The sequence below is a fragment of the Gordonia sp. DT218 genome (assembly GCF_049847105.1).
In the GTDB taxonomy this organism is placed as follows: domain Bacteria; phylum Actinomycetota; class Actinomycetes; order Mycobacteriales; family Mycobacteriaceae; genus Gordonia.
Window position 1 is genome coordinate 730,695 of the sequence record NZ_JBNCNS010000002.1, and the last position, 25,265, is coordinate 755,959.

Genomic DNA, 25,265 nt, shown 5'->3' on the forward strand with positions numbered 1-25,265 from the left:
TGATGAATCGTCGCGAGGTCAACCCGGTTCTCGCCGAGAGCACACTGCCGCATGGCCTGCCCGACTTCGCGTCGATCAACGACGGTGATTTCCTTCCCGCCTTCACCGAGGCGATGGCGACCCAGATCGCCGAGGTCGAGTCGATCGCCGACGACCCGCGCCCGGCCACGTTCCACAACACGGTCGAGGCACTCGAACTATCCGGTCGCGATCTGGCGCGAGCGAGCGGGGTGTTCTTCAATCTGGTCGGGCCGGACACGAATCCGGTGCGCAACGAGATCTCCCAGAAGCTCTCGACGCTACTCACCGATCACGCCAACACCATCGCGATGGACGGCCGCCTGTTCACGCGGATCGCCGATCTTTACGAGCGCCGGGATGACCTGGCACTGACCGAGGCGCAGGAACGACTGTTGGCCAAGCGATACCGCGAATCGGTCCGTGCCGGCGCAGGCCTCGGTTCCGACGATCAGGAGCAGATGCGGCAGATCTCGTCGCGGCTGGCCTGGTTGACCACGACGTTCTCGCAGAGGATCCTCGACGACACCAATGCCTCAGCAGTGCTGATCGACAACGAGGCCGAGCTCGACGGGTTGTCGGACGGGGAGATCCGGGCGGCCCGTCGGGCCGCCGCGGACGCGGGACACGACGCCGGATATCTGATCACGCTGGAATTGCCGACGAGTCAATCGGTGCTCACCTCGTTAACCGATCCCGCTGTGCGGCAACGGGTCTTCGACGCCTCGGTGCGCCGCTGCTCCCGCGCCAACGGCGATGACACGCGGGAACTGGTCCTGGAGATCGTGGGTCTGCGTGCCCGGCGCGCTCGGCTGCTCGGGTACACCGATCACGCCGAATACGTCATCGCGGAGGAGACCGCACCGGGCCCGGCATCGGTCACCGCCTTGCTCGGCGAGCTGACCGAATCCGCGATGCGGGCCGGCGGCCGAGAGCTGACGAGGCTGACGCAATTGGCCGACCACCACATCGGACCCGCCGATCTCACCTTCTGGCTGGAACGAGACCGACGATCGAAATCGGCTGTACCACTGGACGACTTCGCGAACTACTGTGAGCTGAACATGGTCCTGGACCGAGGCGTGTTCCATGCCGCGGGCGAGCTGTACGGACTGCGATTCACCGAACGGCTCGACCTGGCCGGTTATCACCCCGATGTCCGGATCTGGGAGGTGTTCAGCGACAACGGCCGAAGCATCGGTCTGTTCCTCGGCGACTACTACGCACGGCCGTCGAAGCGGGGTGGCGCGTGGATGAACAACATCGTCGACCAGTCGACGGTGCTGTCCACCCAGCCGGTGGTCGTGAACGTCCTCAATCTGACCAAGCCGGACGACGACAAGCCGTGCCTGCTCACGATGGATCAGCTCACCACCCTGTTCCACGAATTCGGTCACGCTCTGCACGGCCTGTTGTCGGCGGTCGACTATCCGTCGCAGTCGGGGACGTCGGTCCCGCGCGACTTCGTCGAGTTTCCGTCGCAGGTCAACGAGATGTGGGCGCTGCACCCGGACGTCTTGTCGCACTACGCACGTCATCACGAGACCGGGGACCCGATCCCCACGGAGCTGGCCGAAGCGGCGCGCGAGTCGGCGAACACCGAGACCGCTCACGGCACGATCGAATATCTGGCCGCCGCGGTTCTCGACCTCGCCTGGCACCGCATCACCGCCGACGACAGCATCGACGACGTCGAGGCGTTCGAACGCGCGGCGCTACGGTCGGCCGGCTTCGTCGGCGATCTCATCCCGCCGCGGTATCGCAGCGCCTACTTCAATCACATCTTCGGCGGTGGGTACTCGGCCGGCTATTACTCCTACATCTGGTCTGAGGTACTCGACGCCGAGACCGAGCAGTGGTTTCTCACCGAAGGTGGTCTGCAACGCAGCAACGGGCAGCGGTTTGCCGAGGCCACCCTCTCCCGAGGCGACAGCGTCGATCCGCTTGTCGCACACGAGAAACTGATCGGCCGCCGACCCGAGATCGGTCCGCTGCTGGTCCGCCGGGGACTGGGAGCGGTCGCCGGATAGCGCTGTTTGATCACGTCCCGGCATCTGATCGGCGACAATGGTGCGATGGGTGCCGATGATGTTGCCGCCACGAGGAAACTGCTGGACGAGAGGGCGCGAGACGCACTGGGCGAACTGATCCAGACGCGCCACCACCTCCATTCCCATCCCGAGCTGTCGAACCGCGAGGTCAAGACGTCGGCGCTGGTCGCGGATCGGCTGCGACAGGCCGGGCTCGACGAGGTGCACACGGGCATCGCCGGGCACGGTGTGGTCGGCGTCCTGCGCGGTGGTCGCAAGGGAGATCGCGTCGCGGGTCTACGCGCCGACATGGACGCACTGCCGGTCGCCGAGGCCTCCGGAGTCGAGTTCGCATCCACGGTCGTCGACAGCGAGTATCCGGGCGGTCCGTTCCCGGTGGCCCACGCATGCGGACACGACTGCCACACATCGACCGTGCTGGGCGCGGCGGACGTGCTCGCGTCGGTTCGTGAGGACCTGCCCGGGACGGTGATGTTCGTGTTCCAGCCGGCCGAGGAAGGGCCGCCGATCGACGAGGCGGGCGGGGCCAAGGCCATGATCGACGCCGGCGCATTCACCGACCTGCGCCCGACGATGATGTTCGGCATGCACGTCGCCCCACTGCCCAAAGGCGTCGTCGGCTATGGCATCGGCAACCAGTACGCGGCGTCGTGCCTGGTGAAGATCGAGGTGGTGGCCAAGCAGGTACACGGTTCGATGCCCTGGGCCGGTATCGATCCGATGCCTGCGGTCGCCGACATCATCTCCGGCGCAGGTCAGCTGTACCGCCAGGTACCGGCCACCGAAGCGGTGACGGTGTCGATCGGTCACGTCGAGGACGTCGGGCGGTTCAACATCATCGGTGAGCGGGTCACGCTGTGGGGCACCATCCGCTGCCTCGACGAGGCCTCCATGGGCACCGTGCAGGACAACCTCCGCCGCATGGCCGAGCATCACGCTGCGGCTTACGGGGCGAGTGCCACGGTCGAATACCTGCAGTACGTGCCGCCGCTGGCCAACACCGAGGAGTGGATCGACGCGATCCTGCCGACGGTGAAGCGGGTGATCGGTCCCGACCGTCTGGTGGAGATGCCCGGGATGCTCGGCTATGACGACATGTCGGAGTTCACCCGTGCATTCGGTGGCGCGTACCTGAACTTCGGTACCCAGGACACGCAGTTCGCCGGCACATCACTGGCGCCGGTCGAGGGCGGGCGGGGTATGGCGATGAATCACAGCCCCGCGTTCTACGCCGACGACGACTGCCTGGTCGACAGTCTGCGCATCCATGTCCAGGTCGCCTTCGACCATCTCGTGGGCGGCGTACCCAAGTGACCCGCTGATCCCTCGGACCCGATTGTGCCGCCCGGCCGTCAGTGGTGTGCGGGCTGGAAGGTCCCGTGACTCGCCGCCTCCTCGGCGCGGATCACATGCGTGACCGCGTTGATGAGTGCGAGATGGGTGAATGCCTGCGGGAAGTTGCCGAGGTGCTGTCCGGTCTTGGCGTCGATCTCCTCGGCGTAGAGCTTCAGCGGGCTGGCGTAGGAGAGCAGAAGTTCGCAGAGCGCCTTGGCGCGCGACAACTCGCCGATCTCCACGAGCGCCGACACCAACCAGAACGAACAGATGGTGAAGGTGCCCTCTTCGCCGGACAGCCCGTCGTCGGTCTCCTCCACGCGGTATCTCAGGACCAGTCCGTTCTCGGTCAGTTCGTCGGCGATGGCCAGCACGGTGTTGCGGACCCGGTGGTCGTCGGAGGGCAGGAAGCGCAGCAGCGGCACGAGGAGCAGGGAGGCGTCGAGTGCGTCGTCGCCGTAGCGCTGGGTGAAGACGCCGCGCGCGTTGACACCGTGGCCGAGTATGTCGTCGCGGATCTCGTCGGCGATCTCGGCCCATTGCCTGGCGTAGGACCTCTCGCCGTGCAGCGGCAAGGCGGGAACCACGATCGAGTGCCACCCAGCACATGGCCTTCGACGAGGTGAAATGCTTGGGCTCGCCACGCACCTCCCAGATCCCGCGGTCCGGCTTGTGCCAGTTCTTCACCGCCTCCTCGACCTGTGCCTTCAACACCGGCCACAACGTCTCGGGAACTGCCTCGCTGGACTTGGTGTTGAGATACACCGAGTCGAGCACGGTTCCCCAGATGTCATGTTGCGCTTGGTTGTACGCGCCGTTGCCGATGCGGACCGGTCGTGCGCCGTCGTAGCCCGAGAGGTGGTGGAGTTCCTCCTCCTCGAGGGTGCGTTCGCCACCGACCCCGTACATCACCTGCAGCGGGTGGTGTTGGGAATTTGTCACGCCGGACACGTCGGCGATGAACGAGAAGAAGTCGTCCGCCTCACGGTCGAGACCGAGCGTGTAGAGACCCCACAGCGCGAACGTCGAGTCGCGCACCCATGCGTAGCGGTAGTCCCAGTTGCGTTCGCCACCAGGGATTTCCGGGAGCGAAGTGGTGGCGGCCGCGAGCAGGGCACCGGTCGGGGAGTAGGTGAGACCCTTCAACGTGAGGCAGGTAGCGACGGTCGACCGGGACGTTCACGCCGTACGGCGCCAGTCGGAAATGGCCGGCGCTGCGATCGAGGATGGCGCCGAACACACTCGGCGAATCCGGCCGGGGCACACACATCCACTCGATGGACCCGTTCCGGGCGATCAGGCTCGGTGTCGGAGAGAAAGGCATAGTCCCCGATGGGCGGGAACGCATTGTGGGCCGCCGTGGCCGGCGAGAACGCCTTCGCCTCCGGCTCGATGAGAGTCGAACCCGGCCCGTGCGATGCGGTCGCGGTCGGCAGTGCGGTGACGGCGGCGTCTGCCGGGACGGTCATGGCTATATCATTGCGATCGGCCCCTGTTGTCGCCACTCGACCGGCGACCGGACTGTCGGGCGTTTTATTCAGACTGATCGAAACTCTCGATCGGTGTCCGATTCGGGCGAACTGCGGGAAGAGGTGAACGATGACATCGGTGAGTGCCTGGTGGGACAGCGTCGAGGAGTGGCTGACCGGACTGTCCTTCGTCCCGCAGCTGCTGGTGACCCTCGTCGTCGTCATCCCGTTGGCCGTCCTGATCGCCGCGGCCCTCAATCTGCTGGTCGATACGGTCTCCGATGTCCTCGACCGCAGGCGGTTCGCCGATGACGACGGGAAGGGGCTCTAGACCATGATCCGGTCCCGTGTGACCCTCGCACTGATCGCACTGATCGTGCTGGTGGTCCTCGCGTGGGTGCTCACCCGCTAGCACAGCGAACCGCGCACCCCAAATCATCCACCTGACATGCGCAGGACACCGAAACGGCATTGCTAGCGTTTACGCGTCCAAGGTTGTGCCGGGGGCGGACGGGCGAGGGCTCGGTGATCCCGGTGGAGGCGTGTGAGCCCGGGAGGATTGCGTGGCGAGATCCGTGGTTGTGCGGAGTTGGCGAAGCGCCGTGGTGGCGGCTGTCACACTCATGGCCATCACCAGTGTGACGGCGTGTGGAGCCGGCTCGACGGACGTACCCGGAGGGGCGGACATCTCGAGTGGCAGTCGGCATGTGAACCTCGTGGCGTACGCCGTGCCCAAGCCCGGCTTCGACGTCATCATCCCCGCGTTCCGGGACACCGACGCAGGCCACGACATCGGTTTCTCCCAGTCCTATGGCGCCTCGGGCGACCAGTCCCGCAAGGTGGCCCGGCGGGTGCCGGCCGACGTCGTCAACTTCTCGGTGGAGCCCGACATCACCCGTCTGGTGAAAGAGGGGGTCGTCGACGAGGACTGGAAGAAGCAGGCACCCGACAACAGCACTCCGTTCGGTTCGGTGGTGGCCCTCGTGGTGCGCAAGGGCAACCCGAAGCACATCCGCGACTGGGACGATCTCCTCAAGCCGGGAGTGCAGGTCGTCACGCCCAATCCGGGCAGTTCGGGATCGGCGAAGTGGAACCTGCTCGCCCCGTACGCCGCGAAGAGCGATGGTGGCCGCAATTCCCAGGCGGGTCTCGACTACGTCAGCGAACTCGTCCGGGACCACATCACGGTGGTGCCCAAGTCCGGCCGCGAGGCGACAACCGCGTTCGAGCAGGGGCAGGGTGATGTCCTGATCAGCTATGAGAACGAGGCGATCATGCTCAACCGGGCCAACTCGTCGGTGCCGGCCGACGAACAGGTCGACTACCTCCTCCCGCCGCAGACCTTCAAGATCGAGAACCCGGTCGCCGTCGTCAACACCTCCACCGACAAGGAAGCCGCCACGTCGTTCGTCGACTATCTCTTCACACCCGCAGCCCAACAACTCTGGGCGCAGGAGGGGTTCCGTCCCGTGCTGCCGGACGTGGTCGCGCGGACACGCGACCTGTTCCCCGGCGACATCGCGAAGCTCTGGACGATCAACGAGGTCGGAGCCGTGCTCGGGGAGGGTACTGCGGCAGAGAACGACGGCAAGGACCTGACCGGATGGAAGGCAGTCGACTCGGCACTGTTCGGGTCGAAGGGCGCGATCACCGAGATCTACAACGCGGGAGGCCGGCAATGAGTACGCAGACGGTTGACTCCACCCCGCCAGGAGGGTTCCTCGGGCGAAACCGGACGTTCAGCGGGGTGTCGCCCGCCGGGGTCGGTGTCGCCTGGCTGTGGCTCAGCGTGATCGTCCTGCTGCCGATCGCGGCGATCACGGCGCAGGCCTTCACCGACGGCTGGGGCGGGTTCTGGGATGCGGTCACCGACCCGAACGCGCTCGACGCGCTGTGGATCACCGTCCTGGTCTCCGTGATCGTCGCGCTCATCAACGTCGTGTTCGGTACGTTGATCGCCTGGGTACTGGTACGAGACGAGTTCCCGGGCAAGGGATTCGTCAATGCGATCATCGATCTGCCCTTTGCGTTGCCGACGATCGTGGCCAGCCTGGTGCTGCTGTCCCTCTACGGTCCGAACAGTCCGATCGACATCCAGCTCAATGCGACGAAGCCGGCCCTGGTGGTCGCGCTGACCTTCGTCACCCTGCCGTTCGTGGTGCGGCAGGTCCAGCCGGTGCTCATCGAGCTCGACACCGACGTCGAGGAGGCCGCGGCGGTGCTGGGTGCGGGCAACTGGATCATCTGGACCAAGATCATCATGCCTGCGTTGTTGCCCGCCATCCTGACGGGCGCCGGCCTCGCCTTCACCCGTGCGATCGGCGAGTTCGGCTCGGTGGTCCTGATCGGCGGCAACATCCCCGGTGACACCCAGGTGGCGTCGCAATACATCCAGCAGCAGATCGAGGTCGACGAGCCGGTCAACGCCGCGGCCGTGTCGGTGATGCTCCTGGTGATCGCGTTCGTCGCGCTGCTCGTCCTGCGGATCATCGGCCGCCGCCAGTCCGTGCGAGAGGAGCAGGATCGATGAAGGTCTCCAGAACCACGCGATACACGTTGCGCACCATCGCGCTTCTCTACGTGTTCATCCTGCTCGTCGTGCCGGTGGGGCTCATCTTCTGGCGGTCGTTCGAGCACGGCCTGGGTCAGTTCTGGGAGTGGATCACCACCCCGGCCGCCATCGCCGCTCTCCAGTTGAGCCTGCTCATCGTCGTGATCGTGGTGCCGCTCAACGTGATCTTCGGTATCGTGACCGCACTCGCCCTCGTCCGCGGCCGGTTCCCGGGGAAGGGCTTCCTCCAGGCCGTGGTGGACCTCCCGTTCGCGGTCTCCCCGGTGGTGGCGGGTGTTGCGCTGATCCTGCTGTGGGGCTACGGGGGATGGTTCGGCGGGATCGAAAGCACCGGATTCCGCATCATCTTCGGATTCCCCGGCCTGGTGCTGGCCACCTTGTTCGTCACCCTGCCGTTCGTGGTGCGCGAAGTGGAGCCGGTGCTACGTGAGATCGGTACCGAGCAGGAGCAGGCGGCGGCGACGCTGGGCGCCAACGGGTGGCAGACCTTCAGCCGGATCACGTTGCCCGCCATCCGCTGGGGACTGACTTACGGCATCGTCCTGACGATCGCCCGCGCACTCGGCGAATACGGCGCGGTGACGATGGTGTCGTCGAACTTCCCGGGTATCTCGCAGACCCTGACGCTCTTGGTGAACTCGCGTTACACCGATGACTACAACGAATTCGGTGCCTACGCCGCGGCGACGCTGTTGATGCTGGTGGCCATCCTCGTCCTGGTGGCGATGACGCTGGTCGAACGACGGGCAAAGGGTCGCTACGCCGATGCGAGCGAAACCTACACCGGCAGCACCGAGGCCGACGTCGAACCCGACCTCACCGTTCCCCACGGTCCGGCATCCATCGATGCCCAGCAAGTCGTGCAGCGCAAGAAAGGCATCTGACATGTCCATCTCGGTTATCGGCGCGAACAAACGGTACGGCGACTTCGCGGCACTCGACGACGTGTCGATCGACATTCCGGAAGGATCGTTGACCTCGTTGCTCGGACCGTCGGGCTCCGGCAAATCCACCCTCCTGCGGGCCATCGCCGGTCTGGACAGTCTCGACTCGGGCACCGTCATCATCAGTGGGAACGACGTGTCGGGGGCGGCGCCGCAGAAGCGCGACATCGGATTCGTGTTCCAGCACTATGCGGCCTTCAAACATCTGACCGTGCGCGACAACATCGCGTTCGGGCTCAAGATCCGCAAGCGGCCCAAGGCACAGATCGACGCCAAGGTCGACGAGCTGCTCGACATCGTGGGACTCACCGTGTTCCAGCGGCGCTTCCCGTCGCAGCTCTCGGGAGGCCAGCGTCAGCGCATGGCGTTGGCCCGTGCATTGGCGGTGGACCCACAGGTCCTGCTCCTCGACGAGCCGTTCGGTGCCCTGGACGCGAAGGTCCGCGAGGATCTACGAAAGTGGTTGCGGCGGTTACACGAGGACGTCAACGTCACCACCGTCCTGGTGACGCACGATCAGCAGGAGGCGCTCGACGTGAGCGACCGGATCGCCGTGCTCAACAAGGGTCGGATCGAGCAGGTGGGTGCACCGGACGATCTCTACGACCGTCCGGCCAACGAGTTCGTGGCGTCGTTCCTCGGATCCACCGTGCGCCTCAACGGTGAGCTGGTGCGTCCGCACGACATCCGGATCGGCCGCAATCCGGAACTGGCGCTGCCGGCGGCGGATGCCTCGCTCGACACCGGTGTGATCAAGGCGACGGTGCAGCGGGTGGTCCATCTCGGATTCGAGACCCGGGTCGAATTGATCGCGGCCACCACCGGTGACGAGTTCCTGGCACAGATCACGCGAGGCGATGCCAACGCGCTCAATCTGCAGGCGGGAGAGGCGATCTACGCCCGAGCGACGAAGGTGGCCGCGCTGAGTGAATCGTGAGTGGGTGAATCGCGAGTGGGTGAATCGTGTGCGCACGACTCCTGAGCTCGTGCCGTACGGGTGGAGGCCGCGGTCCAGTAGTGGTGGCACACCGCATCGACGATGTCGCGGTGGGCGCCCAGCGGCCCGGCGACCAGGGCGCCCGGTGCGTGGGCATCGAGCGCGGCCTCGACCCGTTCGGTGAGCAGTCCGGCGGACAGGAAGTAGGGACTCACCGCGATGCGATCCGCTCCGGCGGTGCGGAGTCGGCGTACCGCGTTGCGCAGCTGCTGTTCTCGTGGCCCGAGTTTGGTGGCGAACACCACCTCCACCGGACGGTTCAGCACGGTGGACAGCTCGATGGCCCGGCGTCGGACGTGACGATCGGCGTCCGGATCCGATGATCCGACGGCACTCAGGATGATACCGGTGCGCCGACCGGCAGGTTCGTCCAATCCGGCCTCGGACAGCCGGTCGGCCAGCGCATTCGCCAGCGGGGACGTTCCGATGACCTCGGATCGGATCACCATCCGATCACGCCGATGGTGCTCGGCGATGATCGCGGGAAGATCGATCTTCTGGTGATAGCCGGCCGCGAAGAGCAGCGGCACCACCACACAATCCCCGGCGATCTCGTCGAGCGCATCGCCGACCAGCGGTGCGTTCAGGTCGAGGTAGGCCAGTCGTACGTCGACACCCGCCAGCGCGGTCGCGACGGCGTCGCGCACGCGGCCGGCCGTCGCCGGGAAGCGCGCGTCGCGACTGCCGTGTGCGACCAGCAGCAGGGTAGGGGTCACCGGAATCGAATCCTCAACGGTCTCAGACGAGTTCGGGCGTCGCCGACAGGTGGAGATTCGCCAGGGCATCGCCGACGAGGCCGGCGCCGAGGGTGTTCCCGCCCTGCGGATCGATCAGCAGGAAGCTGCCCGACTCCCGGTTGACCTGGTAGTCGTCCGGCGCGATCGGTTCCGCGGTCTGGATCGCGATCCGGCCGATCTGGTTCAGCTCCACCGTGTCGGGGGCGTCGATGAGCGCGAGCGTCTGCTCATCGAACAACACCTCGAGTCCACCGACGATCGCCTGGGTGGTCCTGGTGCCATGTTTGAGCAGCAACCGGGAGCCCGGCCGCAGTGGCTTCTCGGCGAGCCAGCAGACCGTGGCGGTGAACTGCTGGGCAGGCTCCGGCGCATCCGCGACGGCAGCGATCAGGTCGCCGCGCGACACGTCCACGTCATCGTCGAGCAACAGCGTCACGCTGCGCCCGGTGTGGGCGGTGGTGAATTCGCCGTCGGCCGTATCGATCTGGCGGACCGTGCTGCGGACACCGGAGGGCAGGATGACGACCTCGTCACCGACCGAGACGCGCCCGGCCGCGATCTGCCCCGCGTAGCCACGGTAATCGGGATACTCGGGGGTACGCGGACGGATCACGTACTGGACGGGGAAGCGCAGCCCGACCGGCCGGGTATCGGCCACATTCGGGACCGTCTCGAGATGCTCGATCAGCGCGGGACCGTCGTAGTACGGCGTGTTCTCGGACCGCGTGGCGACGTTGTCGCCGTTCAGTGCCGAGACCGGGATGGCGGTCACCTGCTCCGGCGACCATCCCAACGAGCGCGTGAGTTCGCCGAACTCGGCGGAGATCTGCGCGAAGGCTGCCTCCTGGTCGTCGACCAGGTCGATCTTGTTGACCGCCAACACGAGCTGGGGCACGCCGAGGAGGGCCATCACCGCGGTGTGACGACGGGTCTGGGCGACCACACCATTGCGTGCGTCGACGAGCAGGATCACCAGCTGGGCGGTCGACGCGCCGGAAACCGTGTTCCGGGTGTACTGCACGTGGCCCGGGGTGTCGGCGAGCACGAATGACCGTGCCGGCGTGGCGAAGTAGCGGTAGGCCACGTCGATCGTGATGCCCTGCTCGCGCTCGGCGCGCAGGCCGTCGACGAGCAGCGAGAGGTCGGGACCCTCGAGGCCACGGTCCACCGACGCCTTGGTGACGGCGTCGATCTGATCGGCGAGAACCGATTTGGTGTCGTAGAGCAGCCGGCCGACGAGCGTCGACTTGCCGTCGTCGACGCTGCCCGCGGTCGCGATGCGGAGAAGGTCGGGAGCATGTGACATCAGAAGTATCCTTCGCGTTTGCGGTCTTCCATCGCGGCCTCGGAGACCCGGTCGTCGCCGCGGGTCGCACCGCGCTCGGTGAGTCGGGAGGCGGCCACCTCGGCCAGCACAGCGTCGTTGTCGGCGGCGTCGGAGAGCACGGCGCCGGTCGACGATCCGTCACCGACGGTCCGGTAGCGGACCCTGCGGCGCTCGACGGTCTCGCCCTCGCGCGGACCGCCCCACGAACCGGAGGTCATCCACATGCCGTCGCGCAGGAACACGTCGCGCTCGTGCGCGTAGTAGATCTGCGGCAGCAGCACCTGCTCGCGGCCGATGTAGCGCCAGATGTCGAGCTCGGTCCAGTTCGACAGCGGGAACACGCGGACATGCTCACCCGGCGCGTGTCGACCGTTGTAGAGATTCCACAGCTCTGGGCGCTGCCGCTTCGGATCCCATTGACCGAAGGCGTTGCGCAGGGAGAAGATCCGCTCTTTGGCCCGCGACCGCTCCTCGTCGCGACGTCCGCCGCCGAAGACCGCGTCGAAGCGGTTCTCGGTGATCGCGTCGAGCAGCGGGATGGTCTGCAACGGGTTGCGCACGCCGTCCGGGCGTTCGGTGAGCCGACCGTCGGCGAGGTAGTCCTCCACCTTCGCCACGTGCAGGCGCAGCCCGTGCCGCTCGACCACCTGGTCGCGGAACTCCAGCACCTCGGTCAGGTTGTGGCCGGTGTCCACGTGCAGCAGCGAGAACGGTAGGGGAGCAGGCCAGAAGGCCTTGAGCGCCAGGTGCAGCAGCACCGTGGAGTCCTTGCCGCCGGAGAACAGGATCACCGGCCGCTCGAACTCACCGGCCACCTCACGGAAGATGTGGATGGCCTCGGACTCGAGAGCGTCGAGGGTGGTGAAGTCGTCGGTGTCGGCCTCGACCGCGGAGGCGCTGGTCGCGGTGGCGTCGGCGATGGTCATGCGTGGAGCCCACATTCTGTCTTGGCGCGACCGGCCCAACGGCCACTGCGCGGATCGGATCCGGGTTCGGGTTTGGCTGTGCACGGGGCGCAGCCGATCGACGGATAGCCGTCGTCGACCAGCGGGTTGACGAGCACCCCGTTGGTGTCGATGTAGTCCTGCATCGTCTCGTCCGACCACGCGGCGATCGGGTTGATCTTCACCAGCCCGAATCCCTCGTCGAAGGAGATGAGCGGTGCATTCGCACGGGTCGGCGCCTCCACTCGGCGGATGCCGGTGATCCAGGCGTCGTACTGCGAGAGACCGGACTTGAGCGGGACGACCTTGCGCAGGCGGCAGCACTCACCCGGGTCGCGGGCGAACAGGTTGCGACCCAACAGTTCGTCCTGCTCGGCGACGCTGTGCTCTGGAGTCAGGTTGACCATCTCGACGCCGTAGACCTGCTCGACGGCATCGCGGGTGCCGATGGTCTCGGCGAAGTGATAGCCGGTGTCGAGGAAGAGCACCTTGAGCTTCTCGCCGTGCAGTTGGTCGGTGTCGACATTCTTGCTGGCGAGATCGACGAGCGCCGCGTCCTGCATGTTGGAGGCGACGACGAAGTTGTCACCGAAGGTCTCCGCGGTCCAGCGCAGCAGTTCCTCGGGGGTCGCGTCCGCCCCGAGGTCGCGCGCGCCCGCCTCGGCGATGGCACGCAACTCGTCTTCGGTGTGGCGGCGACCCGTCGCGGTGGTGGGCGTGCTCATCGCAAGGCCTCCTCATCCGCGCGAACGGCCCACTGGGCGAACCGTTCTCCGTCTTCTTTCTGATCCACGAAGTTGCGCACCACGCGGTCGATATAGTCACCGAGTTCGGTGGACAGGACCTTGTGTTGCCGCAGTTTGCGGCCGAAACCGGCATCCTGGCCGAGGCTTCCGCCGAGGTGGACCTGGAACCCGTCGGTCTGGTCGCCGTTCTCGTCCTCGACGAGCTGACCCTTGAAGCCGATGTCGGCCACCTGCGAGCGTGCGCAGGAATTGGGGCAGCCATTGATGTTGACGGTGATCGGGAGGTCGAGATGGGAATTGATGTCGGCCAGGCGCTCTTCGAGCTCGGGCACCAACTTCTGGGAACGCTTGCGCGTTTCGGTGAACGACAGCTTGCAGAACTCGATGCCGCTGCAGGCCATCAGGTTCTGATGCCAGTTCGACGGCCGGGCGGACAGGCCCAGTGCGCCGACCTCCTCGATGATCTGCTCCACCTTGTCGTCGGGAACGTCGAGGACGACCAGCTTCTGGTACGGCGTGAAGCGGATGCGGTCGGAACCGACACGCTCGGCGGCGTCGGCGATGGCGGTGAGGATCGTGCCGGAGACACGACCGGCGACGGCAGCGAACCCGACGGAGTTGAGCCCGTTCTTCAGGCGCTGGACGCCGACGTGGTCGCGGGGACGGGTGAGTGTTTCGGGGGCCGGGCCGTCGATCAGCTTGCGGCCCAGATACTCGTCCTCGAGGACCTGACGGAACTTCTCGATGCCCCAGTCCTTGATGAGGAACTTCAGGCGTGCCTTGGCACGCAACCGGCGGTAGCCGTAGTCGCGGAAGATCGCGACCACGCCCTCCCACACGTCGGGTACCTCGTCGAGCGGAATCCACGCACCGACCCGCTGCGCGAGCATCGGGTTGGTGGACAGGCCACCGCCCACCCAGAGATCCAGACCCGGTCCGTGTTCGGGGTGGTTCACGCCGATGAAAGCGACGTCGTTGGTCTCGTGCGAAACGTCCTGCAGTCCGGAGATGGCCGTCTTGAACTTGCGCGGCAGGTTCGAATACTCCGGGTTACCGATGTAGCGACGCACGATCTCGTCGATCGCCGGGGTGGGATCGAGGACCTCGTCCACCGCATCACCGGCGAGCGGGGAGCCGAGCACCACGCGCGGGCAGTCGCCGCACGCCTCGGTCGTCTTGAGTCCGACACCTTCGATGCGTTCCCAGATGGTCGGGACGTCCTCGATGCGAATCCAGTGATATTGGACGTTCTCTCGGTTGGACAGATCGGCGGTGTCCCGGGCGAACTCGGTCGAGATCTGGCCCAGGGTCCTCAGCTGCGCCACATCGAGCGCGCCCGCATCACAGCGGATGCGCATCATGAAGTGGCTGTCTTCGAGGATGTCGATGTTCTCGTCGCCGGTCCAGGTGCCGTCGTAGCCTTCGGCGCGCTGGGTGTACAGGCCCCACCAGCGCATCCGGCCGCGCAGGTCCTGCTTGTCGATCGACTCGAACCCCTGCTTGGCGTAGATGTTCTCGATCCGGGCGCGCACGTTGAGCGGGTTGTCGTCCTTCTTGATCTGCTCGTTGGGATTCAGTGGCTCGCGGTAACCGAGCTTCCACTGGCCTTCCGCGCGACGCTTGGTCGGCCGGGCCTTGCGGGCCGGGCGCTCGCCGCGGGCCGGCCGGTTGCCTGCAGGCGTTGCGGGCTTCGATCCGGCGGCGTCATCCTTCGCAGCGGGCTCTGTGGCCGCATTCGAGGTGGTCACGGAAAGATCGTCGGTGGTGGACGTCATGAAGTCTCCTGAGCCGACGCAGCAAGCGTCAGCATTCACATGGAAGTGGGCTGGAAACGTGCTGGCATACCCGCGGCTGAGCGGGGACTTCTCGGGGCCGACCTGTCGTCAGGAGACAGTGAGCACGTCGTCTAAGGACGACAGAATGCGCTGCAGACGCGCTTGAGATCGATGTGGCGTCGGGCTGCGAGCCACACCCCTGAGGAAGTCACGCCGTTCATAGTGCCACGCTGCCCCTTGCCTCGTCTACTTGGGGTTATTTTCCCTCACGATGAGGGAAAGCCCTGTCGGGAGGTCTGCTCCTAGAAGTCAAGGCGCTCGGGGCGGGAGGTATTCCCGCTGTCCGGAGGCATCGCCGGCGGCCGATCGGCGTGGTCCGGTTCTGACGTGGTCCGGTTCCTGACGTGGTCCGGTTTCTGGCGTGGTCACGGTCACACCGTGCCGGGCGAGCATGATGGAGGAGTGAAGGTCGAGATGGAATCGGGCACCGATGGCGTCGTAGGTGCCGCGTGTGGCGCGGTCGACGCCGCGACGCCGCTCGGCCTGTATCTGCACGTTCCGTTCTGTGCGACGCGCTGCGGATACTGCGACTTCAACACGTACACAGCGGGCGAGCTGGGGAGTTCGTCGTCGCCGGAATCCTGGCAGGAGGCCGTCGACCGCGAGCTGAGAAGTGCTGCGCGACTGATGAACCCGACTCGACCGATCTCGACGGTCTTTGTCGGCGGGGGTACCCCGTCGCTGTTGGGTGCGGCGGGTTTGTCGAGGCTGCTGAGCTCGGTGACCGAGTACTTCGATCTCGCCGACGATGCCGAGGTGACCACCGAGTCCAACCCGGAATCGACGTCGCCGGAATTCTTCGAGGGGCTGCTCGGGGCAGGGTTCAACCGCATCTCCCTCGGTATGCAGTCCGCCGCTCCGCACGTGCTGGCAACCCTGGATCGCACGCATACGCCGGGCCGTGCGGTCGCCGCAGCCCGCGAGGCGACCGCTGCGGGGTTCGACCACATCAATCTCGACCTGATCTACGGCACGCCGGGAGAGACCGACGACGACCTGCACTCGAGTCTGGATGCCGTCCTCTCGACCGAGGTGGACCACGTCTCCGCGTACGCCCTGATCATCGAGGACGGCACCGCTCTGGCCCGGCGCATTCGGCGCGGCGAGTTACCTGCCCCCGACGATGACGTCCTCGCCGACCGGTACCGCATTCTCGACGACCGGCTGTCGACGGCGGGTTTCGACTGGTACGAGGTGTCGAACTGGTCGCGGTCGCGCGCCGCGGAATGCCGGCACAACCTGGCGTACTGGTACAGCCACGACTGGTGGGGAATCGGACCGGGCGCCCACTCGCACGTGAACGGCGTGCGGTGGTGGAACCTCAAACATCCGGCACGGTATGCGGATTCACTTGCCGCCGAACAGCTCCCGATCGGTGGACACGAGATCCTCACGTCGGAGGACCGACATCTCGAAGCGGTGATGCTCAAGGCGCGTTGCCGCGACGGGCTGGGGGTCGACGAACTCACCGCAGGTGAATATCAGCGGGCGGCAGAGTTCATCGACGACGGACTGCTCGAACACGTGGGCAGCGTCGGTGCCCGGCTCGTGCTCACCGACGCGGGCCGATTGCTTGCCGACCGTGTGGTGCGCGAGATCCTGGTCGCCGGCTGACGGCCGGCCGAAATCGACCGTGGTCTCACCATTCGGGAGGCTGCCGGCCCGCCACCGGGACCGTCCAGCCGGTACTGCGTGCGCCGCGCCGGTGCATGCCGCCGGCCGACTCCCGTCCCGGGGATGGGAGCTCCGCCGTGTCCACCTGGTCCTCCACCGGCGCTGCCCCGGGATCGAGGTCGAGATCGAGCGCGTCGAGGTCGAGCATCCGGGCGTGGATGATGTGACGGTTCCGCAGCGCGGACCGTACGGCCCGGTGCAGTCCGTCTTCGAGATAGAGCTCTCCGTGCCATCGGACAACGTGGGAGAACAGGTCGCCGTAGAACGTGGAGTCCTCACTGAGGAGCCGGTCGAGGGCGAGCACCGTGGTGACCGTGGTCAGCTCGTTCAGGCGGAACTGCCGGGGCGGGATCTTCGCCCATCCGCGCGCCGACAATCCGTGGTCGGGATAGGGCTTACCCTCCCGCACCCCCTTGAAGATCATCCCGGAACTTTCTGAAGATTCGCCGGCACGGTGATGGTCACCGGCGCACGGCCAGGCGCGAAAAAACTGTTTGAGCGAGTTTCGCGCCACGGTTCGTAAGATGGACGTCACCTACTGTATGGCAGAGTGCTGTGCCGGGAGGAGTGTCGCGTGTCGAGTACTGATGATCGTCGATTCGAGATCCTGCGCGCGATCGTGACGGATTTCGTCGAATCGCAGGAACCCATCGGTTCCAAGGCGATCGTCGATCGCCATCAGCTCGGGGTGTCGAGCGCCACCGTGCGCAACGACATGGCGGTCCTCGAAGCCGAGGGGTACATCGCCCAGCCCCATACGAGTTCCGGACGTGTGCCGACCGACAAGGGTTACCGGATGTTCGTGGACCGGATCAGTGAGGTCAAGCCCCTGTCGGCAGCCGAGCGTCGCGCCATCCTGTCGGTCCTCGATTCCGGTGTGGATCTCGACGACGTGCTACGACGCTCGGTCAAACTGCTCGCCCAGTTGACGCGACAGGTGGCGGTCATCCAGTACCCGGTGCTGTCGACGGCCACGGTGCGGCATCTCGAGGTGGTGTCGTTGTCGCCGTCCCGGTTGTTGTTGGTGGTGATCACCGACACCGGTCGCGTCGAGCAGCGGATGGTGGCGCTCAGCGACGACCTCGTCGAAGACGATTTCGTGCGGTTGCGTGACATGTTCTCCGCGGCTCTCTACGGGAAGCGGCTCGAGGCGGCATCGGCCGCGGTTGCCGAGGTGGCGAACGAGGCGCCCGATGACATCCGCGACGTGGTGATCAACGTGGCCACGGTGCTCGTCGAGACACTGGTGGAACGCGGCGACGACCGTCTGGTGCTGGGTGGCACGTCGAATCTGGCCCGCGCCGCGGCGGATTTCACACCGGTCGTCGGCGGGATGGACTCGGTGCTCGACGCCCTCGAGGAGCAGGTCGTGGTGCTGAAGCTGCTCGCCACCACCCAACGGATGGGAGGGGTCACAGTCCAGATCGGAGAGGAGACCCAGACCGAGAACCTGCGTGGTACCTCGGTTGTCTCGACAGGGTACGGTGCATCGGGCACGGTGTTCGGCGGCGTCGGAGTGGTCGGCCCCACACGCATGGACTATCCGGGAACAATCGCGTCGGTCGCGGCCGTTGCCAAGTACGTAGGCGAGGTCTTGGCCGATCGCTGACCTGTGTGGCCGCCACCATGCGGCCCCGGTCCGACAGAGATGCCGACAGCCGGCCACGACCGCAGACGCCGACCATCAGCAGACCAAGTGTGAGATAGAGGACCGAGACGACCGTGGCACGTGACTACTACGGAATCCTGGGTGTCGCCAAAGGCGCCACCGACCAGGAGATCAAGCGCGCATATCGCAAGAAGGCGCGGGAACTGCACCCCGATGTGAATCCGGGTGAGGAAGAGCGTTTCAAGGAGGTCAGCACCGCCTACGAGGTGCTGACCGATCCCGAGAAGCGCCGCATCGTGGACGCGGGCGGAGATCCGCTGGCCGGTCCGGGTGCGGGCGGCTTCGGCGGGGGATTCGGCGGCAGCGGCGGTCTCGGTGACGTCTTCGAGGCGTTCTTCGGATCCAGCGGTGGTTTCGGCGGCGGCGGATTCGGGTCCGGTCGAGGCCCGCGCAGCCGGGTGCAGCCGGGTGAGCCTGCTCTGGTGGCCGTGGAACTCGACCTCGAGGAGTGCGCCGCCGGGGTCAACAAGGAGATCACCGTCGACACCGCGATCCTCTGTGACCTCTGCAAGGGCTCCGGGACGCACGGCGATTCGAAGCCGATCAGCTGCGACACGTGCAACGGCGCCGGCGAGATCCAGGCGGTCCAGCGGTCGTTCCTCGGTCAGGTGATGACCGTTCGCGAATGCCCGACCTGCCACGGCGTCGGCGAGGTGATCCCGGACCCCTGTCGCAAGTGCGGTGGCGACGGGCGCGTGCGTTCCCGCCGGACGATGACGGTCAAGATCCCGGCCGGGATCGAGAGCGGGATGCGGGTCCGCCTTTCCGGGCAAGGTGAGATAGGCGCGGGCGGCGGACCTGCCGGTGACCTGTACGTCGAGGTCAGTGAGCGCCCGAACGACGTGTTCATCCGCGACAAGGATGACCTGCACTGCACCATCCGGGTGCCGATCGTCGACGCGGCCCTCGGCGGCTCGATCGACATCGACACCATCCTCGACGGCACCGCTCGCATCACCATCGCTGCGGGCACCCAGCCCGGGCAGGTGGTCAAGGTGAAGGGCCAGGGCATGCCGCACCTGAACACCGGGGTGCGCGGCACTCTGCACGCTCACCTCGACGTCGTGGTGCCGACGAAACTCGATGCGGCCCAGACCGAGGCCCTGACCACCTTCCGCGACGCATCCGACGATCGCGTCGAGGTGGTCACGACGGCGACCGGTGCGGCAGCGGGCGGATTGTTCTCCCGGCTGCGCAACGCCTTCGCCGGGCGTTGACGACCGGAGCCCGTGGGTGAGTCCGCCGCTGTTCTGGGTCGACGAGGTGCCACGTGTGGGCTCCGACGTGACCCTGTCCGGTCCGGAGGGCCGACACGCGGTGACCGTGGCACGCGTGGCGGTCGGTGAGGAGGTCACCGTCGGGGACGGACGCGGCTCCACCGCATCGTGTGAGGTGAGCGCGATCACCGCGAAGGACACCCTGGTGGCGAGGGCGCACACCTACGGATATGCCGAGCCGCCTAGGCCACGTGTCACGGTGGTGCAGGCATTGCCCAAGTCCGAGCGTTCGGAGCTCGCCGTCGATCTGGCGACCGAGGCGGGCGCCGATCGGATCGTGCCGTGGCAGGCCGCCCGGTGCGTAGCCCGTTGGACGGGGAAGTCGGAGAAGGGCCACGCGAAGTGGTCCGCCGCCGCGTCGGCGGCTGCCAAACAGAGCCGTCGGGCCTGGATTCCCGAGATCGCCCCGTTGGCGTCGACCACCGACATCCGGGCGAGATGTGCCGACGTCGTCGCCGCGGGCGGTCTGGTCGCGGTCCTGCACGAACACGGTGTGACGCCCCTGCGTGAGCTACCGCTGGCGGACGCGACCGAACTGGTCCTGGTGATCGGTCCTGAGGGCGGCCTCGACGACATCGAGATCGCCGACCTCTCGGCACTCGGCGCGGCCTCGGTGATCCTCGGACCAGAGGTGTTGAGGACGTCGAGTGCGGCCGCAGTGGCGCTCGGCGCGGTCGGTGTGCTGACGGATCGGTGGGCACGTCGTTGAGGCGAGCACGCAGGTGAAGAAGTGTCGGGCGCACCGCGTCAAGGTCGAATATGGAAGTGCACCATCGCAATTCGGGCACGTCTATCACCCTGTCAGTGGAGTCGGGCCGACTGACCCCGTGCGTGCGGTGGTTCTGGTGCACGGGGGCTACTGGACCACCGAGTTCGGCCTGACCATCGAGACCGCGATCGCACGGCAGTTCGCCGAGCGCGGCGCCGTCGTGTGGAACGTCGAGTACCGGCGCGTCGGCGAGAACGGCGGCGGCTGGCCGAACAGCGGCCGTGACGTGGTCGCCGCGCTGCAGGCACTCGACGGTCCTGTTCGCGCCGCTTTGCCGGCGGAGATGTCGGCACAGGTGGACTGGGGCTCGGTGGCCGTGGTCGGGCATTCCGCGGGCGGACAGCTGGCCGTGTGGTCGGTCGCACAGCTGGGGGCACACACCGATTCGTGTCAGATCAGCACGGTGATCGCGCAATCGGCGGCACTGGACCTGGAGTCCGGCGCCGAGCGTCCGTCGATCCGGGGCCTGATGGGCCGCCCGTATGCCGAGATCCCGCATCGATACCGCGAGGCATCACCCATCGCGCAAAAGCCGTTCCCTGCGCATGTCGTCGCTCTCCACGCGGAGGACGACACGGCGATCCCCGTCGAGTCGAGCCGGCGGTACGTCGACGCGGTGACCGCCAGGGGTCAATCGGCCGAACTGGTCGTGGTCCCGGGGGAGGGGCACGACGCGTTCGTCGATCCGCGAAGCGCCTCCACCCGGCACACCGTGCGGCTGCTGGGCATCTGATTACCTGGTTCACGTTTCTGGTGGTCGCCAACGGCATATCTTGAGAAAGTCGCGGACAGTCCAGCTGTAGCGCGACGGAGGTGAGCGCGACGGCCTTGCGTACGAGGTCAGTATCCGGTCCGGCCCTGGGAGGTCGCGATGCATCGCCTCAGGTCCGGGTCGGTCGGTCGGTTGCTCGTCGCGGTCGGTGTCGCGGCCGCGTCACTCTCGCTCGTGTTCGGTGCCGAATCCACGGCCGTCGCCGCGCCGTCCCCGCCCACCAAGTGGCTGTGCAGTCCGGCCATGGCATCGGATCCGTGCGATATCCCTCAGGACACCACCGATTTGCTGACCGGTCGGGTCACCGCGCCGGCGCCCGTCGCCGAATCCGCGAAGCCGGTGGATTGCTTTTACGTGTATGGGACCGCGACGAACTCGCTCGCGCTCAACGCGGATCTCGTTGCGTCGCCCGAGATCCAGGCGGCCGGCAAAATACACGGGGCACGATTCAACCGGACGTGTCGTATGTTCGCGCCCGTCTACCGGCAGGTGTCCTTACCGGCTGCGGTCCCCACCAATCTCGGCCTCGCCGAACCGTTCAGGATCGCCTATCGCGATGTCCGCAACGCCTGGCGGGAGTATCTCGCTCAGGCGGGCAACCGAGGCGTGATCTTCATCGCCGACTCGCAGGGCGCTTTCCAGCTTCGCAAGCTGATCCGCGAGGAAGTCGATCCCCGGCCGGTGCTGCGTCGCCGCGTCGCCGGCGCGTTCCTGATGGGCGCCGATGTGACCACCGCGCGAGGCAGTGCGGTGGGCGGGGACTTCCGCCACATTCCGGTGTGTACTCGCCGGGGCGAGTACGGGTGTGTGATGGCGTATTCGTCGAACATCGTCTACCCGCCGGTGTCGTTGCTGGGCAACAGCACGCTCGATGTCTTGTCGCGGTCGGCGGGATTGCCGAACGGGCCGCAATACCAGGTCGCGTGCACGGACCCGGCGGTGGTGAGCGGCGACCACGCGCCGGTCGGCATCACGGTGCCGAGTGAGCCGTTCCCGCCCGGGTTCGGCGCGGGCTTGTATGCCTATACCTGGTTTCCAGAGGCCTGGCCGACGTCGTCGTCGACCTGGACGACCGGCCGCGGGCGCGGGGTCGGTAGCTGCGATGAGGTGTACGGGATCCGCGAGTACCACATTCGGATGGTCCGCCCACAGCCGATCAACCAGTTGCCGTTACTCGACACCCACACGCTCGACTTCAATTTCGGGTTCGACCGGCTCGTCGGGATCGCCGCCCGACAGGCCGCGGACTGGCAATCACACTCCCACTGAGGGACGGGCAGGTGCCTTGCGCGGCCCGCCGGAATATTGCCTGCTGGTGCACGGTTCAATCGCGTTAGACTGGCTACATCCCGGCGTACCGATGCGCCGCCACGACCCCCTAGGAGTGATTGCATACGTGAGTGACGACAACCCCGACCTGAGCGCGCCGACCAGTCGGACTCTTGCGGGTCGATCTGTCACCTCCAACGTGGAAATCTCTCCCGAGGTGGTGTTCGGGCTGCTCGGGACCAGTGACGTCAACCTCCGCACCCTCGAACAGCTGCTGCCGGCAGACATCCACGTGCGTGGCAACCAGGTCACCCTGACCGGTGTGCCCGCCGACGTCGCGGCATCCGAGCGGGTCGTCGCCGAACTCGTCGATCTGGTCGGTCGCGGCACCCCCCTGACGCCCGACCTCGTCCGGCACAGCGTCTCCATGCTCTCCGAGGGAACCGCGGAATCGCCCGCTGACGTGCTGTCGCTCGACATCTTGTCGCGACGGGGCAAGACGATCCGGCCGAAGACCCTGAACCAGAAGAAGTATGTCGACGCGATCGACAACAACACGATCGTGTTCGGCCTGGGTCCGGCCGGTACCGGCAAGACCTATCTGGGGATGGCGAAGGCCGTCCAGGCCCTGCAGTCGAAGTCGGTCAACCGCATCATCCTGACCCGGCCCGCGGTCGAGGCGGGGGAGCGGCTCGGCTTCCTGCCCGGCACGCTCAGCGAGAAGATCGACCCATATCTGCGACCGCTCTACGACGCGCTTCACGACATGATGGATCCGGAGTCGATCCCGAAGCTGATGGCGGCCGGGGTCATCGAGGTCGCGCCGCTCGCATATATGCGCGGGCGGGCACAGCCCTTGTCGACCCGAGTACTCACTCCGGAAGGTTTCCGGCCCATCGGCGATTTGCAGGTCGGTGACGCGGTCATCGGTTCGGACGGCACACCCACCGAAGTGCTCGGCGTCTACCCACAGGGTTTCAAGGACATCGTGCGGGTCACCACCCAGGACGGCGCGTCGACTCTGAGCTCGACCGACCACCTCTGGTCGGTCTACACGCGGTCGGATCGTCGCCGTGGCAAGGGCCCGCGGGTGCTGGCTGCCAAGGAGATGATCGGGAATCTGCGCGCGGCGCATTACCACCGCTACGAGCTGCCGCTGCTGGCTGCGCCGGTGGCCTTCGATGCCCAGCCGGTGCCGTTCGACCCCTACGCGCTCGGGTTGATGCTGGGCGATGGGTGCATGGCCGGCATGACGACGCCGTCCTTCACGACCAAAGACCCGGAGCTGGTCGACGCACTGGTGGACGCCGTGCCAGGCATTCGCGCGCGGCGCAAGACCGAGATCGACTATGTGCTCAACCGGATCACCACACCGGGCGAGGTGATCACCATCGAGAATCCCGTGACCGGTGCGATGCGTGCGACGGGACTCTGGGGCACCAAGTCGTCGACGAAGTTCGTGCCGAAGCAGTACCTTCTCAACTCCGCTGAGGTACGGCTGGCGGTACTGCAGGGTCTCCTCGACACCGACGGCGGTCCGGTCGGTCAGGCAGCGCGTACCTGCCGCGTCCAGTACACGACCGTGTCCGACCAGCTCCGTGACGATGTGATGTTCCTCGTTCAATCGCTCGGCGGCATCGTCTACACACGCACGCGTGCTGCAGAGGGACGGACCCCGGGCAATGCACGTGGGCGCGAAGTGCTGTACCGCCATGACGCCCACGTGCTCGACATCCGACTCCCGGAGGGCGTTGCACCCTTCAGGCTCGGCCGCAAGGCCGCGCGGTATGGCGCGGACGGCTCCAAAGCACCCAAGCGCTACATCGAGAGCATCGAATCGGTGGGTACCGAGGAGGCGGTCTGCATCAAGGTCGCCGCCGAGGATTCGTTGTATGTCACCGAGGACTTCCTGCTGACACACAACACGCTCAATGACGCCTTCATCATCCTCGACGAGGCCCAGAACACCACGGGCGAACAGATGAAGATGTTCCTCACCCGACTGGGTTTCGGGTCCAAGGTCGTCGTCACCGGCGACACCACCCAGGTCGATCTCCCAGGTGGGGCACAGAGCGGACTCACCGCGGCGACACGGATTCTCGACGGTATCGACGACATCCACTTCTCGCACCTCACCAGCGCGGACGTGGTCCGACACCGGTTGGTGGCGGACATCGTCGACGCATACGGACGGGCCGAGGAGAACTCGCGCGTCGGCGGGCGACTGCGCGACGCAGACAACCTGCAGGGCAACCGGGCGGCTCGTCGGGCCGCCTCGCACGGACGTCGCTCATGAGCATCGAACTGGCCAACGAATCGGGTGTCGAGGTCCCCGGGGACCTGATCATCGAGTCGGCACGCTTCGCCATCACCGCGATGGACGTCCATCCGGCCGCGGAACTCTCGGTGGTCTGTGTCGACGAGGACACGATGGCCGACATGCACATGCAATGGATGGATCTGCCCGGCCCGACAGACGTGATGAGCTTCCCGATGGACGAGCTGGTCCCGGGTGGGCGGCCGGATGCCGCGGAACCGGGGCCGGCGATCCTCGGTGACATCGTGTTGTGCCCGGCGTTCGCCGCTCAGCAGGCGAAGTCGGCGCGGCGCTCGTTCGAGCACGAGCTGTCGATGCTGACGATCCACGGAGTGCTTCATCTGCTGGGCTATGATCACGCCGAGCCGGATGAGGAAAAAGAGATGTTCGGCCTCCAGAACCGAATCCTCGAGGATTTCTACGCGGCGCGGCATCGCCGGGCGCAGCAACAGCGACAGTCCGATCGGGACACCCAGTTGCTGACCAACATCGGCTTCGCCGAGACCGCCCGGCCCGAGAACATTCAGGCCGAGGACGAGTGAC

21 protein-coding genes and 1 pseudogene are annotated in these 25,265 nt (G+C 66.5%); 15 read left to right on the top strand and 7 right to left on the bottom strand.

The features are described from left to right. Positions 1-2: 2 nt before the first annotated feature. Positions 3-2,048, top strand: a complete 2,046-nt coding sequence (locus ACPXCG_RS10245) for a M3 family metallopeptidase (RefSeq protein WP_425791651.1) — start codon at positions 3-5, stop codon at positions 2,046-2,048. Positions 2,049-2,093: 45 nt separating this feature from the next. Next, positions 2,094-3,383 (top strand): M20 metallopeptidase family protein, encoded by a 1,290-nt coding sequence (locus ACPXCG_RS10250; protein WP_425791653.1) that lies wholly within the window; start codon positions 2,094-2,096, stop codon positions 3,381-3,383. 38 nt (positions 3,384-3,421) lie between these two features. Here ACPXCG_RS10250 and ACPXCG_RS10255 read toward each other — a convergent pair. Further along, positions 3,422-4,873 (bottom strand): annotated as a pseudogene (locus tag ACPXCG_RS10255) (glycoside hydrolase family 15 protein). Between the two features lie 130 nt (positions 4,874-5,003). Here ACPXCG_RS10255 and ACPXCG_RS10260 point away from each other — a divergent pair. From ACPXCG_RS10260 to ACPXCG_RS10280, 5 genes are all read left to right on the top strand, one after another. After that, entirely contained in the window at positions 5,004-5,204 is a 201-nt protein-coding gene (locus tag ACPXCG_RS10260; RefSeq protein ID WP_425791655.1) for a hypothetical protein, read from the top strand. Between the two features lie 292 nt (positions 5,205-5,496). After that, positions 5,497-6,555, top strand: coding sequence for a sulfate ABC transporter substrate-binding protein (locus ACPXCG_RS10265; RefSeq protein WP_425791657.1), 1,059 nt, complete (start codon positions 5,497-5,499; stop codon positions 6,553-6,555). Then, positions 6,552-7,403, top strand: a complete 852-nt coding sequence (cysT, locus tag ACPXCG_RS10270; protein ID WP_425791659.1) for a sulfate ABC transporter permease subunit CysT — start codon at positions 6,552-6,554, stop codon at positions 7,401-7,403. The genes ACPXCG_RS10265 and cysT overlap by 4 nt, the downstream gene beginning before the upstream one ends. After that, on the top strand, positions 7,400-8,329 hold the full coding sequence (gene cysW, locus ACPXCG_RS10275) for a sulfate ABC transporter permease subunit CysW (RefSeq protein ID WP_425791661.1): 930 nt from the start codon (positions 7,400-7,402) through the stop codon (positions 8,327-8,329). Before cysT ends, cysW begins: the two co-directional genes overlap by 4 nt. A 1-nt stretch (position 8,330) precedes the next feature. Continuing rightward, positions 8,331-9,326: a sulfate/molybdate ABC transporter ATP-binding protein gene (locus ACPXCG_RS10280; RefSeq protein WP_425791663.1), complete on the top strand. Its 996-nt coding sequence runs from the start codon at positions 8,331-8,333 to the stop codon at positions 9,324-9,326. Here the strand turns inward: ACPXCG_RS10280 and ACPXCG_RS10285 are convergent. The 5 genes from ACPXCG_RS10285 to ACPXCG_RS10305 are packed head-to-tail and all read right to left on the bottom strand — an operon-like array spanning position 9,284 to position 14,915. Beyond that, a complete protein-coding gene (locus ACPXCG_RS10285) occupies positions 9,284-10,102 on the bottom strand; it encodes a sirohydrochlorin chelatase (RefSeq protein WP_425791665.1) in 819 nt (272 codons plus the stop codon). The two genes, ACPXCG_RS10280 and ACPXCG_RS10285, sit on opposite strands and share 43 nt — an antisense overlap. A 22-nt stretch (positions 10,103-10,124) precedes the next feature. Continuing rightward, the gene (locus ACPXCG_RS10290) at positions 10,125-11,429 is read right to left on the bottom strand and encodes a sulfate adenylyltransferase subunit 1 (protein ID WP_425791667.1); all 1,305 of its coding nucleotides are present in this window, start codon (positions 11,427-11,429) and stop codon (positions 10,125-10,127) included. Then, entirely contained in the window at positions 11,429-12,376 is a 948-nt protein-coding gene (gene cysD, locus ACPXCG_RS10295) for a sulfate adenylyltransferase subunit CysD (RefSeq protein ID WP_425791669.1), read from the bottom strand. Before cysD ends, ACPXCG_RS10290 begins: the two co-directional genes overlap by 1 nt. Beyond that, positions 12,373-13,119: a phosphoadenylyl-sulfate reductase gene (locus ACPXCG_RS10300; protein ID WP_425791671.1), complete on the bottom strand. Its 747-nt coding sequence runs from the start codon at positions 13,117-13,119 to the stop codon at positions 12,373-12,375. The genes cysD and ACPXCG_RS10300 overlap by 4 nt, the downstream gene beginning before the upstream one ends. Then, on the bottom strand, positions 13,116-14,915 hold the full coding sequence (locus tag ACPXCG_RS10305) for a nitrite/sulfite reductase (protein WP_425791673.1): 1,800 nt from the start codon (positions 14,913-14,915) through the stop codon (positions 13,116-13,118). The genes ACPXCG_RS10300 and ACPXCG_RS10305 overlap by 4 nt, the downstream gene beginning before the upstream one ends. A gap of 462 nt (positions 14,916-15,377) precedes the next feature. On the opposite strand from ACPXCG_RS10305, the gene hemW reads away from it, so the two are divergent. Next, positions 15,378-16,589 carry a radical SAM family heme chaperone HemW gene (hemW, locus tag ACPXCG_RS10310; RefSeq protein ID WP_425791675.1) on the top strand — a complete coding sequence of 404 codons (1,212 nt, stop codon included), beginning with the start codon at positions 15,378-15,380 and terminating at the stop codon, positions 16,587-16,589. 25 nt (positions 16,590-16,614) lie between these two features. On the opposite strand, the gene ACPXCG_RS10315 is transcribed toward hemW, so the two are convergent. Beyond that, entirely contained in the window at positions 16,615-17,073 is a 459-nt protein-coding gene (locus ACPXCG_RS10315) for a type II toxin-antitoxin system VapB family antitoxin (RefSeq protein WP_425791677.1), read from the bottom strand. A gap of 150 nt (positions 17,074-17,223) precedes the next feature. Between ACPXCG_RS10315 and hrcA the strand changes: the two genes are divergently transcribed. The 7 genes from hrcA to ybeY all read left to right on the top strand — a co-directional run bounded on the left by hrcA (position 17,224) and on the right by ybeY (position 25,264). Next, positions 17,224-18,258 (top strand): heat-inducible transcriptional repressor HrcA, encoded by a 1,035-nt coding sequence (gene hrcA, locus ACPXCG_RS10320; RefSeq protein ID WP_425791679.1) that lies wholly within the window; start codon positions 17,224-17,226, stop codon positions 18,256-18,258. Positions 18,259-18,371: 113 nt separating this feature from the next. Continuing rightward, a complete protein-coding gene (gene dnaJ, locus ACPXCG_RS10325) occupies positions 18,372-19,535 on the top strand; it encodes a molecular chaperone DnaJ (RefSeq protein WP_267629392.1) in 1,164 nt (387 codons plus the stop codon). Between the two features lie 16 nt (positions 19,536-19,551). Then, positions 19,552-20,304, top strand: coding sequence for a 16S rRNA (uracil(1498)-N(3))-methyltransferase (locus ACPXCG_RS10330; RefSeq protein WP_425791681.1), 753 nt, complete (start codon positions 19,552-19,554; stop codon positions 20,302-20,304). A 13-nt stretch (positions 20,305-20,317) separates the two neighbouring features. Then, positions 20,318-21,097 (top strand): alpha/beta hydrolase family protein, encoded by a 780-nt coding sequence (locus ACPXCG_RS10335; protein ID WP_425791683.1) that lies wholly within the window; start codon positions 20,318-20,320, stop codon positions 21,095-21,097. 138 nt (positions 21,098-21,235) lie between these two features. After that, complete coding sequence (locus ACPXCG_RS10340; protein WP_425791685.1) at positions 21,236-22,405, top strand: DUF3089 domain-containing protein; 1,170 nt, start codon at positions 21,236-21,238, stop codon at positions 22,403-22,405. A 127-nt stretch (positions 22,406-22,532) separates the two neighbouring features. After that, positions 22,533-24,701, top strand: a complete 2,169-nt coding sequence (locus ACPXCG_RS10345; protein ID WP_425791687.1) for a PhoH family protein — start codon at positions 22,533-22,535, stop codon at positions 24,699-24,701. Next, complete coding sequence (gene ybeY, locus ACPXCG_RS10350) at positions 24,698-25,264, top strand: rRNA maturation RNase YbeY (protein WP_425791689.1); 567 nt, start codon at positions 24,698-24,700, stop codon at positions 25,262-25,264. Before ACPXCG_RS10345 ends, ybeY begins: the two co-directional genes overlap by 4 nt. Position 25,265: the final 1 nt, after the last annotated feature.

Bases quoted from the DNA above. Each gene is read 5' to 3' on its own strand.
- ACPXCG_RS10245 (WP_425791651.1), top strand. From the start codon at position 3: ATGAATCGTCGCGAGGTCAACCCGGTTCTCGCCGAGAGCACACTGCCG.
- ACPXCG_RS10250 (WP_425791653.1), top strand. From the start codon at position 2,094: ATGGGTGCCGATGATGTTGCCGCCACGAGGAAACTGCTGGACGAGAGG.
- ACPXCG_RS10260 (WP_425791655.1), top strand. From the start codon at position 5,004: ATGACATCGGTGAGTGCCTGGTGGGACAGCGTCGAGGAGTGGCTGACC.
- ACPXCG_RS10265 (WP_425791657.1), top strand. From the start codon at position 5,497: ATGGCCATCACCAGTGTGACGGCGTGTGGAGCCGGCTCGACGGACGTA.
- cysT (WP_425791659.1), top strand. From the start codon at position 6,552: ATGAGTACGCAGACGGTTGACTCCACCCCGCCAGGAGGGTTCCTCGGG.
- cysW (WP_425791661.1), top strand. From the start codon at position 7,400: ATGAAGGTCTCCAGAACCACGCGATACACGTTGCGCACCATCGCGCTT.
- ACPXCG_RS10280 (WP_425791663.1), top strand. From the start codon at position 8,331: ATGTCCATCTCGGTTATCGGCGCGAACAAACGGTACGGCGACTTCGCG.
- ACPXCG_RS10290 (WP_425791667.1), bottom strand. From the start codon at position 11,429: ATGTCACATGCTCCCGACCTTCTCCGCATCGCGACCGCGGGCAGCGTC.
- cysD (WP_425791669.1), bottom strand. From the start codon at position 12,376: ATGACCATCGCCGACGCCACCGCGACCAGCGCCTCCGCGGTCGAGGCC.
- ACPXCG_RS10300 (WP_425791671.1), bottom strand. From the start codon at position 13,119: ATGAGCACGCCCACCACCGCGACGGGTCGCCGCCACACCGAAGACGAG.
- ACPXCG_RS10305 (WP_425791673.1), bottom strand. From the start codon at position 14,915: ATGACGTCCACCACCGACGATCTTTCCGTGACCACCTCGAATGCGGCC.
- ACPXCG_RS10315 (WP_425791677.1), bottom strand. From the start codon at position 17,073: ATGATCTTCAAGGGGGTGCGGGAGGGTAAGCCCTATCCCGACCACGGA.
- ACPXCG_RS10340 (WP_425791685.1), top strand. From the start codon at position 21,236: ATGCATCGCCTCAGGTCCGGGTCGGTCGGTCGGTTGCTCGTCGCGGTC.
- ybeY (WP_425791689.1), top strand. From the start codon at position 24,698: ATGAGCATCGAACTGGCCAACGAATCGGGTGTCGAGGTCCCCGGGGAC.